General features: G+C 73.6%; 12 protein-coding genes. 1 reads left to right on the top strand and 11 read right to left on the bottom strand.

The annotated features are described in order from the left end of the window. Nucleotides 1-59: 59 nt before the first annotated feature. The 10 genes from PZ894_RS23385 to PZ894_RS23340 all read right to left on the bottom strand — a co-directional run bounded on the left by PZ894_RS23385 (nt 60) and on the right by PZ894_RS23340 (nt 11,000). Nucleotides 60-662 (bottom strand): NUDIX hydrolase, encoded by a 603-nt coding sequence (locus PZ894_RS23385; RefSeq protein ID WP_275748477.1) that lies wholly within the window; start codon nt 660-662, stop codon nt 60-62. A gap of 4 nt (nt 663-666) precedes the next feature. Next, a complete protein-coding gene (locus PZ894_RS23380) occupies nt 667-2,373 on the bottom strand; it encodes a CTP synthase (RefSeq protein ID WP_275748476.1) in 1,707 nt (568 codons plus the stop codon). 11 nt (nt 2,374-2,384) lie between these two features. Next, nucleotides 2,385-3,248, bottom strand: a complete 864-nt coding sequence (locus tag PZ894_RS23375; protein ID WP_275748474.1) for a copper transporter — start codon at nt 3,246-3,248, stop codon at nt 2,385-2,387. Then, complete coding sequence (steA, locus tag PZ894_RS23370) at nt 3,245-4,408, bottom strand: putative cytokinetic ring protein SteA (protein ID WP_275748472.1); 1,164 nt, start codon at nt 4,406-4,408, stop codon at nt 3,245-3,247. The genes PZ894_RS23375 and steA overlap by 4 nt, the downstream gene beginning before the upstream one ends. A gap of 102 nt (nt 4,409-4,510) precedes the next feature. Next, nucleotides 4,511-6,142, bottom strand: coding sequence for a methyl-accepting chemotaxis protein (locus PZ894_RS23365; RefSeq protein ID WP_275748470.1), 1,632 nt, complete (start codon nt 6,140-6,142; stop codon nt 4,511-4,513). A gap of 61 nt (nt 6,143-6,203) precedes the next feature. Continuing rightward, entirely contained in the window at nt 6,204-7,955 is a 1,752-nt protein-coding gene (gene recN, locus PZ894_RS23360) for a DNA repair protein RecN (RefSeq protein ID WP_275748469.1), read from the bottom strand. Beyond that, entirely contained in the window at nt 7,948-8,946 is a 999-nt protein-coding gene (locus tag PZ894_RS23355; RefSeq protein ID WP_275748467.1) for an NAD kinase, read from the bottom strand. The genes recN and PZ894_RS23355 overlap by 8 nt, the downstream gene beginning before the upstream one ends. Further along, nucleotides 8,943-9,782, bottom strand: a complete 840-nt coding sequence (locus PZ894_RS23350) for a TlyA family RNA methyltransferase (protein WP_275748465.1) — start codon at nt 9,780-9,782, stop codon at nt 8,943-8,945. Before PZ894_RS23350 ends, PZ894_RS23355 begins: the two co-directional genes overlap by 4 nt. 2 nt (nt 9,783-9,784) lie before the next feature. Further along, nucleotides 9,785-10,006, bottom strand: a complete 222-nt coding sequence (locus PZ894_RS23345) for a hypothetical protein (protein ID WP_275748464.1) — start codon at nt 10,004-10,006, stop codon at nt 9,785-9,787. A gap of 10 nt (nt 10,007-10,016) precedes the next feature. Then, on the bottom strand, nt 10,017-11,000 hold the full coding sequence (locus PZ894_RS23340) for an HAD-IIA family hydrolase (RefSeq protein ID WP_275748462.1): 984 nt from the start codon (nt 10,998-11,000) through the stop codon (nt 10,017-10,019). A 66-nt stretch (nt 11,001-11,066) separates the two neighbouring features. Between PZ894_RS23340 and PZ894_RS23335 the strand changes: the two genes are divergently transcribed. Then, on the top strand, nt 11,067-12,188 hold the full coding sequence (locus PZ894_RS23335; RefSeq protein WP_275748460.1) for a DUF1015 family protein: 1,122 nt from the start codon (nt 11,067-11,069) through the stop codon (nt 12,186-12,188). Here the strand turns inward: PZ894_RS23335 and PZ894_RS23330 are convergent. Beyond that, nucleotides 12,163-12,534: a single-stranded DNA-binding protein gene (locus tag PZ894_RS23330; RefSeq protein ID WP_275748458.1), complete on the bottom strand. Its 372-nt coding sequence runs from the start codon at nt 12,532-12,534 to the stop codon at nt 12,163-12,165. The two genes, PZ894_RS23335 and PZ894_RS23330, sit on opposite strands and share 26 nt — an antisense overlap. Nucleotides 12,535-12,777 lie beyond the last annotated feature (243 nt).

Raw genomic sequence — 12,777 nt, 5'->3', positions numbered from 1 at the left:
CTACGGATCCGGTCGTCGATGTCAAGGGTAGCGACACGGTTGGAGCGGGCTCCGCGCCCTCAGACTCCCAGAAGACCCCGGGCCTGCGCCATCAGCAGCGCGATCACGGTGTGCCCGTCGGTGACCCTTCCGTCGGCCACGGCGGCGAGCAGGTCGGCGGCGGGCACCCAGCCGGTCTCCATGTCTGCCTCCTCGTGCTCGGCGACGAAGCCGCCGCGATCGACCACGGAGAGTCCGCGGGCCAGGAAGTAGTGGTGGATCTCGGCGGAGATCCCCGGTGACGAGTACGTCGTGCCGATCGGCGCCCAGTCGGTCGCCTCGAGCCCGGCCTCCTCGACCAGCTCGCGGCGGGCGGTCGCCTCCGGGTCCTCGCCGTCGACGTCGAGCAGGCCCGCCGGCAGCTCGACGAAGCGCCGTCGGGCCGGGTGGCGGTACTGCCACAGGCAGAAGACCCGCTCCTCCTCGTCGACCGCCACGATGACGACGGCGCCGGGATGCTCGAGCACCAGCCGGCTGAACGGCTCGTCGTCGGGGTGGTCGGGGCGCCGGATCCAGTCCTCGCGCAGCGCGACCACCCATGCGTCGCGGTGTCTGTCCTCCGAGCGCGCGACCGGCCACCGCTCCTCGCGGTCGCCCAGCTCCGGGTGCTCGGTGCCGGCCACCCCGTCAGTCCTCGTCGACCGGCTCGCGGCGCAGCCCGCTCTCGTCGATCGGGAAGCGCAGCTCCTTCTGCCTCTCGATGGCTGCCCCGACCAGTCCGCTGAAGAGCGGGTGCGGCCGGGTGGGCCGCGAGCGCAGCTCGGGGTGCGCCTGGGTCGCGATGTAGTAGGGGTGCGCCTCGCGCGGCAGCTCGACGTACTCGACCAGGGTGTCGTCCGGCGAGGTGCCGGAGAAGACGATCCCCGCTGCCTCGAGCTGCTCGCGGTAGGCGTTGTTGACCTCGTAGCGGTGTCGGTGGCGCTCGTCGATCTGCGCCGCGCCGTACACCTCCCGGGCGATCGAGCCCTCCTTCAGGGCCGCCGGGTAGAGACCCAGGCGCATGGTGCCGCCCAGGTCGCCGGCTCCCTCGACGAATCGCAGCTGCTCCTCCATGGTCGCGATCACCGGCTCCGGGGTGTCCGGGTCGAACTCGGTGGAGCCAGCCTTCTCGAGGCCGAGCACGGACCGGGCGTACTCGATGACCATGCACTGCAGGCCGAGGCACAGCCCGAGGGTGGGGATGCCGTGGGTGCGGGCGTAGGTGAGGGCGCCGAGCTTGCCCTCGATGCCGCGGACACCGAAGCCGCCGGGCACGCAGACGGCGTCGACGTCCTGGAGCATCTTCGCCGCGCCGGCCGGGGTCTGGCACTCGTCGGAGGCCACCCAGCGGAGGTTGACCTTGGCCTCGTGGGCGAAGCCGCCGGCCCGCAGGGCCTCGCCGACCGAGAGGTAGGCGTCGGGCAGGTCGATGTACTTGCCGACCAGCGCGACGGTGACCTCCTCCTTCGGGTGGTGCACGCGGCGGAGCAGGTCGTCCCAGACGGTCCAGTCGACGTCGCGGAAGGGCAGGTCGAGGCGGCGTACGACGTAGGCGTCCAGGCCCTCGCGGTGGAGCACCTTGGGGATGTCGTAGATCGACGGAGCGTCGGCGGCGGTGACCACGGCCTCCTGGTCGACGTCGCACATCAGTGAGATCTTGCGCTTGATCGCGTCGGGCAGCTCGCGGTCGGCGCGGCACACGACCGCGTCGGGCTGGATGCCGACCTGGCGCAGCGCGGCGACGGAGTGCTGGGTGGGCTTGGTCTTGAGCTCGCCGGACGGGCCGATGTAGGGCACCAGCGAGACGTGGAGGAAGAAGCAGTTGTCGCGCCCGATGTCGTGACGCACCTGGCGCGCGGCCTCGAGGAACGGCAGCGACTCGATGTCGCCGACGGTGCCACCCACCTCGGTGATGACCACGTCCACGCTCTGCCCGTCCTCGTGGGCGCCACCCATGGCGAGCACCCGCTCCTTGATCTCGTTGGTGATGTGGGGGATCACCTGGACGGTGTCGCCGAGGTAGTCGCCGCGGCGCTCCTTCGCGATCACGCTGGAGTAGACCTGCCCGGTCGTGACGTTGGCGATCTGGCTGAGGTCGGTGTCGAGGAAGCGCTCGTAGTGGCCGATGTCGAGGTCGGTCTCGGCCCCGTCGTTGGTGACGAAGACCTCGCCGTGCTGGAACGGGTTCATCGTCCCGGGGTCGACGTTGAGGTAGGGGTCGAGCTTCTGCATGGTCACACGCAGGCCGCGAGCCTTGAGAAGGCTGCCGAGGCTGGACGCCGTCAGGCCCTTCCCCAGCGAGGAGGCGACGCCTCCGGTCACGAAAACGTGCTTGGTGGGCGTCCCGTTGATCACGGAACTCCATGCTACGTCAGGGGGACGGCTCCGTCCGAACCCGACGCACCGAAGGATCCGCCCGGAGTCGTCAGCGAGCGGATCAGGGCGAGGACGGTCGTCACCTGGCCGAGCGGGTTCTCGGCGCCGTCGACGGTCGCGACGTTCTCGGCGGCCGCCGTCGCACGCAGTGCCCCGAGGTCGCCGTTGGCCGCGGCCGTCGGGGTCTCCCCCGCCACCACGACGCCCGGCGCCTTCGCAGCCAGACCGGAGACGACGCCGCCCAGCACGGCGGGGTCCGTGCGGTCGCCCAGAACGACCAGCACGAGCGCGGCCGCGCCGACGTCGGCGGGGGTGTCGAGGAGCTCGGCGCCCCCGAGGCTCTCGCGCACCGCCTGCAGGTCCGCGGGCCCGAGGTCTCCGGGTGCGACCGCCAGGCCGAGCAGCTGACCGATGCGGGGATAGGTCGACGCGTCGGGCGCGACCGCTTCGTCGCCGAGCTGGTCGGCCAGCTGGGCGCCGAGGGTGTCGACGAGCGACTTCTCCGCGGGGTCGACGAGCGCCGCGCGCACGGCGTAGGTCCCGGCGACCTGGCCGCCGGCGGCGGCGACCTGGTCGGCGAGGCCGCCGACCACCTCGTTGTCGGCGCCGGGCATCGCGACGATCGCGACCGGGTGCTGCTGGAGGCGCGCGCCGTACAGCGTCGGCGCCGAGGCGGTCGCGAACGCGTCGCCGAACTCCGCCGACCGCTGGTCGGTCCGCGTCGCGCTGACGGTCGCGGCGGCCGGCTCGTCGCGGCCGAGGTCGGTGAGCGGCCCGCCGCCGAGCACGACGCCGACGGCGAGCGCGACGAAGACGGCGACCAGCGACACGATGTGGTGTCGGTAGGAGATCACGAGAAGAGTCCCTGGATGGTGTCGGAGAGTGAGTCGGCCCAGGCTCGGCCGACGGGGGTCACGGAGACCGCGGCGGCCAGGGCCACCAGGCCGGCCAGCATCACCAGGAGCAGGTGCCACGGCCGCACGCGGCCGGAGTAGAGCTGTGGCACCGCGGCCGCGTCGACGAGGCGCGGTCCGACCTTCAGCCGGGTCAGCACGGTGCCGGCCACCCCGGGCCGGGCGCCGTCGAGCAGCTCCTCGAGCGTCGACCGCAGGCCGACGCCGACGATGACGGTCGGATCCGCGGCGTCCGCGACCACGAGCGCGGCGTCCTCGGTCGCGGCCGAGGTCTCGATCAGCGAGGGGCGTACGCCGAGCCGCTCCAGCTGCTCGACTACGGCGGCAGCGCCGCCACCTGAGGTGCGCACCACCACGTCGCCCGCCGCGCGCAGGGTCGCCGCCGACGGCAGGTCGTCGGCGGCGTCCACGACGACCACGTCGCAGCCGACGCGCTCGGCGCGCAGCGTGTCTGCCGCCGCGCCGACGGCGACGACGACCGGGTGCTGCTCACGCACGAAGGCCCGTACGCCGCGCAGACCGGCGTCGTGCTCGTAGTCGCGGGCGACCACGAGCATCGGGCGACCCCGCACCCGCGTCGTCAGGCGCGGCACGCCCAGCCCGTGGAGCAGCAGGTCCTCCTCGTGGCGCAGCAGCTCGGTGCTGCTGTGCGTGAGGGCCGCGAGCTGTCGGGCCAGCCCGCCGCGGGCGAGCTCCATCGCCTCCTCGATCGCGGGCAGGTCCAGCGGCCGCCCGGCAGCCACCTCGGAGCCGTCGACGAGCACGCGGCCGCCGTCCAGTCGCACCTGGACGCCGTCGCGGATCGCGGCCATGCCCGACGGGCCGACCTGGTCCACGATGTGGAGGCCCGCCGCCGCGAGCGCGCGCGGCCCGAGGTTCGGGTAGCGCCCGGAGATGATCGCCGCGGCGTCCACGACCGCTGCGGCGCCGGCGTCGACGAGCGCCCGCGCGCTGACGCGGTCCATGTCGAGGTGGTCGACGACCGCGACGTCACCCGGACGCAGGCGCGGCACCAGGTCGCGGGCACGACGCCCGACCCGGGCGGTCCCCACGGTCCCGGCACGGGAGTCGACGGGGCGGGGCTGGACCGAGGAAGTCATGACCCGGCCATGGTGCCAAACGGGGACAGGCGAGCCCGGCACCGCGCGGAGCCGGGCGCGTCGGTCCGATGAGGGACGCGCGCCCGGCCCGCGGAGGGGGGATCAGTAGCGGAAGGCGCTGACCTGGGCGCGCAGCGACTCCGCCATGCCCGCCAGCTCGGAGATGGCGGCCGTCGTCTGGTCGACGGCGACGGTGGTCGTGGAGCTGCTGCTCGCCACGCCGGCGATGTGCTCGGCGATCTGGCTCGAGCTCGCCGCCGCCTCGCCGACCCGGCGGGTCATCTCGTTGGTGGTCGCGGTCTGCTCCTCGACCGCGGTCGCGATCGTCGTCTGGTAGTCGTTGATCGAACCCACGATCTCGGAGATCTGCGTGATGGCGGTGACAGACGCCGAGGTGTCCTTCTGGATGGTGCCGACCTGCACCGCGATCTCCTCGGTGGCGCGAGCGGTCTCCTGCGCGAGCTCCTTGACCTCACCGGCGACCACCGCGAAGCCCTTGCCCGCCTCGCCCGCACGCGCCGCCTCGATGGTCGCGTTGAGTGCCAGCAGGTTGGTCTGCTCGGCGATCGAGGTGATCACCTTGACGATCTTGCCGATCTCGGCGCTCGAGGAGCCCAGCATGGCCACCGTCTCGTTGGTGGCGGCGGCCACGGTGACCGCCTCCGAGGCCACCTCGGCCGCGCGGTGGGCGTTCTCGGCGATCTCGCGGATCGACGCGCCCATCTGCTCGGCGCCGGCCGCGACCGCGCCCACGCCCTGGGAGACCTCGTCCGCGGCTCCGGACACCGCCTCGGAGCGGGCCGACGTCTGGCGCGCGGAGTCCTCGATGGACGACGCCGTCGCGGTCAGCTCCTCGGCCGCCGACGCGACCGTGGTCGCGGACTCCGCGACCGACCCGACGAGCCCGCGCAGGGACTGCAGCGCGGTGTCGAGGGAGCCGGCCATCTGGCCGACCTCGTCGTCGTACTCGACCTGGACGCGGACCTGCAGGTCGCCCTCCGCGACCTGCACCAGTCCGTCGCGCATCCGGCGCACCGGCGCCATGATCGAGGCCGCCAGTCCGAGCGCGAGGAGCGCGCCGAGCAGCAGCGCGGCGGCGGTCACGGCGTAGGTGAGGTCGCGGGTGCGGTCCTGCGCCGCCTGGGTGTCGGCCTGGATGGCCTCGACCCGGTTGTTCGCCGACGCGGAGAGCTCGTCGAGGGCCGAGGAGATCACGTAGTAGATGTCCCACTTGGGGCCACCGGAGACCTGGTCGCCGCGGTCGAGCTCGCCGCGGTGCCACAGGTCGAAGATCTGGCCGTTGTACTCGAGCAGCTGAGACCACTCGTCCTGGATCGTGTCGAGGTCCTTGGCCGCGGCGTCGCTGAGCACCGAGCGGTCGAGGTCGAAGATGCGCTCGAAGCCGTCGACGCCGTCCTGGTAGTTCTTCAGGTTGTCGCCGTCGGGGGCCGCGGCCACCTCGCCGCCCTCCGCACGAGCCTTCCAGGCGGTGATGTTCTGCCAGTTCGAGGCCCAGAGCAGGTCGTAGCGCGCCTGCTCGACGGAGTCCTGGACCTCGACGGCACGGTTGAGGTCGTCGCCGTAGTCCGCCACCTTGGCGGCGCCCACGGAGGCGGTGATGGTGACGACCAGCGTCATCACCCCCAGGAAGGCGGCCAGCGCCAGGACGCGGGTGCGGATGCTGCGGTCACCGATCAGGTGGCGCAGGGTGGACCGTCGAGTGCTTGTCGTCACACGGCATCCATCGGGCCGTCGGCGGGTGACCTGAGCGTGAGTCATCTCACCCGCTCTCTAGCTAGTGCGCGTCGCGGGCCTCCTGCGCGACCTCGAGCAGCTCCCGCGCGTGGGCCAGCGCCGTGTCGGAGTCGGCGAGGCCGGCCAGCATCCGGGAGAGCTCCCGTTCGCGCTGCTCGTCGTCGAGGACGGTCAGGCCCGAGCTGGTCACGGAGCCGTCGGAGGACTTCTCCACGACGACGTGGCGGTCGGCGTACGCCGCGACCTGCGGCAGGTGCGTGACGACCAGCACCTGCGCGCTGCGGGCCAGCTGGGCGAGCCGGCGACCGACCTCGACGGCCGCGGCGCCGCCCACCCCCGCGTCGACCTCGTCGAACACGAACGTGGGCACCGGGCTCGTCCCGGCCAGCGCCACCTCGAGGGCGAGCATGACGCGCGAGAGCTCTCCGCCCGACGCGCCCTTCGAGAGCGGACGTGGCTCGGCGCCGGTGTTGGCGGCGAGCATCATCTCGACCTCGTCGACGCCGGACGCGGTGTGCCGCAACCACCGGCCGTCGACCAGGAGCGGACCGTGGAGGAGCCGGTCGGGTGCCGTGACCTCGGCCTGCCGGACCTCGATCGTCAGCCGCGCGTGAGGCATGGCGAGCAGGGCGAGTTCGGCGGTGACCTCCTTCGCCAGCCTGGCGGCGGCCCTGGACCGGGCGGTCGACAGCTCCGCCGCTGCCGTTGCGAGCTGCGCCCGCAGGGCCTCCTGCTCACGGCGCAGCTGCTCGATCCGCTCGTCGGTGTGATCGAGGTCGAGCAGGCGCCGGGCCGACTGCTCCGCCCAGCCGAGCACGTCGTCGATGGTCTCGCCGTACTTGCGGGTCAGCGCGGTCAGCGCCGCCCGGCGCTCCGAGACCGCGGCGAGCCGCGCCGGGTCGGTGTCGATGCGGGCGGCGTACGACGCGACGTCGGCCGACAGGTCGGACAGCAGGTAGGTGAGCTCGGCGAGCCGGTCGGCCAGCGCGCCGGCCTCGGCGTCGTGCTCGCGCACCCCGTCGAGGAGCGTGCGCGCCGCCGACGCGGTCGTCAGGGCGTCGGGTCCGCCGTCCTCGCTCGAGAGCGCCTCGCGCGCCTGCTCGGCGGCGGTGCGCAGCGTGTCGGCGAACCCCAGCCGCGACTCCTCCGCCGCCAGCGTCGCGTCCTCGCCGGCCTCGGGCGCCGCCGCCTCGATCTCGTTGAGCCCGAAGCGCAGCAGGTCCGCCTCCTGGGCGCGCTCACGCGCCGTCGTCACGACCTCCTCGAGCTCCCGCTCGGTGTCGTCGAGCCGCCCGTGCAGCTCGGAGTACGTCGCCAGCAGCCTGGCGAGCTTCTGCCCGCCGAAGCGGTCCAGCGCGTCCCGCTGGGCCCGCGCCTGCAGCAGCCGGTGCTGGTCGGACTGGCCGTGCACCGCCACCAGAGGCTCGGCGACCTGCGCCAGCGTGGTCACCGGCACCGAGGCACCCCCGACGAAGGCGCGCGAGCGTCCCTCCGCCGAGACGTTGCGCGCCAGCACCACACGGTCGTCCTCGACCTCGCCGCCGGCGTCCTCGACCGCCCCGCCGAAGCCGTCGAGCCCGGCCACCCGGACCACGCCCTCGACTCGTGCGCTCTTCGCGCCCGTGCGGACGGCGCCGGTGTCGGCTCGACCGCCCAGCAGCAGCCCCAGCGCGGTCACGATCATGGTCTTGCCCGCGCCGGTCTCACCGGTGATCACGGTGAGGCCCGATCCCAGCTCCAGCGTCGAGGAGCCGATGACCCCGAGCGAGCTGATCCGGATCTCCTCAAGCATCGTGACCCTGTGCCGTTCCCCGGGACGTCTCCTTCGCGAGCTCCTGGGCGAGGCGGCGGCGACGCTCGGTCGAGCCGCGCCAGCCCTCGACCGGCAGTCCGAACTTCGCGACCAGCCGGTCGGTGAAGGGCGCCTCGTGCAGCCGCACGAGGCGCACCGGCGTGGCGCCGCGGCGTACCTCGATGCGGGCACCCGGCGGCAGGTCGACCGCGCGTCGCCCGTCGCACCAGAGCACCCCCGAGCCCTCGGTGCGGGCCAGCACCTCGACCGCCAGCACCGAGGTCGGCGCGACCACGAGGGGCCGGGCGAAGAGCGCGTGGGCGCTGATCGGCACCAGCAGCAGCGCCTCGACGCTCGGCCACACCACCGGCCCACCTGCGCTGAAGTTGTACGCCGTCGAACCGGTCGGCGTCGCACAGACGACGCCGTCGCACCCCCACCGCGACAGCGGTCTGCCGTCGATCTCGACGACGACCTCGAGCATCCGCTCACGGGCCGCCTTCTCGACACTGGCCTCGTTGAGCGCGAAGGTGCGCTCGATCACCTCGCCGTCGCGGTGCACGGTCACGTCGAGCGTCAGCCGCTCCTCCGCGGTGTAGCGGCGGTGCACGACGGCGTCGATGGTCGACTCCAGGTCGTCGTACTCCGCCTCGGCCAGGAATCCCACGTGCCCCAGGTTGACGCCGAGCATCGGCGTCCCGGACGCGTGGGTCAGCTCGGCCGCGCGCAGGAGGGTGCCGTCGCCACCGATGACCAGCACCAGCTCGCAGTCACCGCCGGGAGCGCCGTCGCCCGCGAGCTCGACACCGTCACCTCCCGGCGACAGCCCCAGGTCCGCCGCCTCGTCCGCGAGCAACCGCACGACGATGCCGTGGGTGCCCAGCGCCTTGGCGAACGCGCGCGCCGCCTCACGAGCGTCGTCGCGCCCGGTGTGCGCGACGAGCAGCACGCGGCGCACCGACGCGGCCGTCGGCCCGGTGGAGGTCGTCACGGGTCCACCCTCTCACCCGGCGCCCCCGCGGGGTCGGCGGCCAGCACGGCGCTGTGCATGTCCGCGTCCGAGAGCTCGGCCGGCCCCCGGCGCAGCCACAGGAAGAACTCGACGTTGCCCGACGGTCCCGGCAGGGGGCTCGTCGCGATCATCCGCGCTCCCCAGCCGCGACGCGCGGCGGCGGTGGCGACGCCGAGGACTGCCTCCGCGCGCAGCTCCGGGTCGCGCACGACGCCGCCCTTGCCGACGCGCTCCTTGCCGACCTCGAACTGCGGCTTCACCATCAGCGCGAGGTCCGCGTCGGCTCGGACGACGCCGAGCAGCGCGTCCAGGACCAGCTCGAGCGAGATGAACGACAGGTCGCCGACGACCACCTCGACGGGACCGCCGATCAGGTCGACGGTCAGCTCGCGGATGTTCGTCCGGTCGAGCACGACCACGCGCTCGTCCTGCTGGAGTCTCCACGCCAACTGGCCGTAGCCGACGTCGACCGCGACGACCTGGCCGGCACCATGTCGCAGCAGGACGTCGGTGAACCCGCCCGTGGACGCGCCCGCGTCCAGGCAGCGCCGGCCGGCCACGACGAATCCGAGCGGTTCGAAGGCCGCCAGCGCCCCCGCCAGCTTGTGCCCGCCCCGGGACACGTAGTCCGGCCGGTCCGGATCCGCGGTCACCACGATCCCCACGTCCGTCGTGACCCCGGTCGCCGGCTTGGTGGCACGGGCGCCGCCGACCTTCACCCGGCCGTGGGCGATCATCTCGCTGGCCTGCTCACGAGAGGGGGCGAGCCCGCGCCGGACCAGCTCGGCGTCCAGGCGGAGACGTCGCGGCGGCACGGTCAGGCGGGATCGGTGGACCGGTCGGTGTCGTCCAGGGCGCGGCGCAGCTCGGCGTGCGCGGTCTCGAAGACGCCCACGTGCTCCTCGAGCGGACGCTCCTCGAGCGCCTCGACCGCCACGATCACCTCGTCGACGTGCTCCATCCCGGTGCGCACCCGCTCCGGCTCGGGCGGCGTCGCCTCGGGCTCCTCGGGGACGGGCAGATCGGACTCCTCGCTCATGGGGCCGAGGCTACCCGTCGGACGGCGGGGTCGCGGCAGCCAGGTCGGCCGGCTCGCCGGTGGCGTCGAGGTGCTGCCAGGCGGTGACGGCGGCCACCCGCCACCAGTCCCCCGCCGATCCCGCGCCGGTGACCTCCAGGCGGCCGTCGTCCACGGTCCCCGACCAGCCACCCAGGCGCCGCGCTCCCGCCGCGTCCTGCGGCGCCGGCTGCGGCTCGAGCAGGCCGTGCAGGTCCGTGGCCACGTACGTCGGACGCAGCTCGCCCCGCGCTCGCGCCAGCTCCGCCAGCCCGGTGACGCCGGTGAGCACCAGCAGCGAGTCGATGTCGGCCGCGTTCGCGCCCTCGATGTCGGTGTCCAGGCGGTCGCCGACCATCAGGGGACGCCGACCGCCGACCCTGCGGATCGACTCGTCCAGCAGCGGTCGCGCCGGCTTGCCCGCCACGACCGGCTCGACGCCGGTGAAGTTCCGCAGCATCTCCACCTGCACTCCGTGCCCGGGCGCCACACCGAACGCCGCGGGGAACGTGTGGTCGGTGTTGCTGGCGACCCACGGGAGACCGTCCCGGATCCGCACCGCGGCCCGCATGATCGCGTGCCACGGCACGTCCGGACCGTAGCCGGTCGCGATCGCCGCGGCGTCCTCCTCCGCGTCGACCGGCTCCAACCCGCTGGCCCGCAGCGCCTGGTCCAGTCCCTCGGCACCCAGGCAGACCACGCGGGCCCCGGCCCCGAAGCGCTCGGCGAGCAGTCGGGCCGCCGCCTGCGCGGACGTCACGACGTCGGACGCCGCGGCGTCGACATCGAGCTCGCGCAAGTGCAGGGCGACCTGCTCCGGCGTGCGCGAGGCGTTGTTGGTGATGAAGGCGATCCGCAACCCGGCCGCGCGCGCGGCGCCCAGGTGCTCCGCCGCGCCAGGGACGGCGTCACCGCCGATGTAGACGACGCCGTCGAGGTCGAGCATCGCGAGGTCGTACCCCTCTGCCAGGGGCACTTCCGACGTGCCGAGCACACCCACCTCCACCGTTCGCAGGACGTGGCCGCACCCTACGATGCTCCGATGGAACCCGGTGTCGTCGCCACCCCGGCGCTCGTGGCGCGACCGCTGCGGCTGGAGCCCTTCGCTGCGCTCATGCTCGCTCCGAACCGGATCGGCGCCCATGCCTCCGCACGCGCCTTCAGCCGCCCCTACGGCGAGGTCGCCGAGCGCTTCGCCGCCTGGCAGCGGTCCGGTCAGGTCGCCCGGGACGACGAGCCGGCGATCTACCTGCACGAGTACACCGCCTCCGGCGTGACCGTGCGCGGCCTGGTCGGCGCCCTCGTCCTGACCAGCCACGCCGCCACCCGCGACGAGATCGCCGTCCTCCCGCACGAGGGCGTGCACCCCGCACAAGCGGTCGAGCTCGCCGAGCGGATGGCCGAGATGGCCATGAACCCTGCCCCGATCCTGCTCACCCACCGCGCTCCGCCGGAGCTGCGCGAGCTCCTCCGCGACGTGCGGTCGGCACCGGCCGACCGTCAGTTCACCGACCGGTCCGGTCAGTACCACCGCATCTGGACGGTCCGCTCCCCCGGCACCCTGGCCGCGATCGCGGACGGGCTCCGCGACACCCGGGCGCTGATCGCCGACGGCCACCACCGCTACGCCGCCTACGGACTGCTCCGCACCGACCACCCGGAGCTCTCGCCGTCGACGAACGCCGGGCTGGCCATGCTCGTCGACCAGGAGGACACGCCCCTCTACCTGGGCGCCATCCACCGGGTCCTGTTCGGGCTGCGCATCACCGCCCTCGACCGGCTCGACCCGCACGTGCAGCGCGGCCTCGGCCCCCAGGAGGCGGTCGCCGCGCTGTCCCCGAGCACCGTGGTCGCGACCGACGGCCACGAATGGGCGACGGTGTCCCTCCACCGCGACGACGACAGGCTGACCGTCGAGGTCCTCCAGGACGACGTCCTCCCACAGCTCGGGCGGCGACCGAGTGCGATCGCTCACGCACACTCCGTCGACGACGCGCTCCGCGCCGTCGCCCGTCGTCGCGGCCTGGCCGTGCTCATGCCCGCGCCCGACTTCGTGGACGTGCTGCGGGTGGCCGGCCTCGGCCGCCTGCTTCCGGAGAAGGTCACCTCCTTCCAGCCCAAGCCGAGCGTCGGCGTGCTCATCCGCTCCCTGCGCGCCGGATGACCTTCCCGCGGCTCACCTCGATCTCCACGCGGGACGCCGCCCCTGCCGCGGTGCGGAAGAACCGCCGTCGCATCGCCCCGGTCACCTCCACGACGTCGTCGGGCGACCAGGACGCGACCGACCGCTGCACCCTCGAGCTCCACGCTGAGCAGTCGAGCGCATCCACGGTCCTGCGGCCGCCGGCTGCTGGCCGGGCGACCACCACGCGGAACGTCCACAGCACGTCGCCGCTGGGCAGCACGCGTTCCTCGGGTGCCTGCGACACCCGGCCGACCAGGCGCACCTCGTTGACCGCGGACTCCGTCGCCGCCTGCCTCGATCTGGGTGCCTTCTGTTGTGCTGACATGTGCACCACCTCCGAGCACGACGATCGCGCCCGCCGCCGACGGCGACCGCCCCCGTGCGGCCGGCTGTGGACAACGCCCCCGACGACCGCGCTGTGCACGAAAAGTGGGCCCAACCAAGCGGCCCCGACGGGCCGGAAATGCGAACAGGGCCACCCCCGAGGGGGTGGCCCTGTTCAAAAGTATGTCCGGCGGCGTCCTACTCTCCCACAGCCTCTCGGTTGCAGTACCATCGGCGCTGAAAG

This window comes from Nocardioides sp. YIM 152315, assembly GCF_029210375.1.
In the GTDB taxonomy this organism is placed as follows: Bacteria; Actinomycetota; Actinomycetes; order Propionibacteriales; family Nocardioidaceae; genus Nocardioides.
This window is presented reverse-complemented; position numbering and strand designations above follow the sequence as displayed.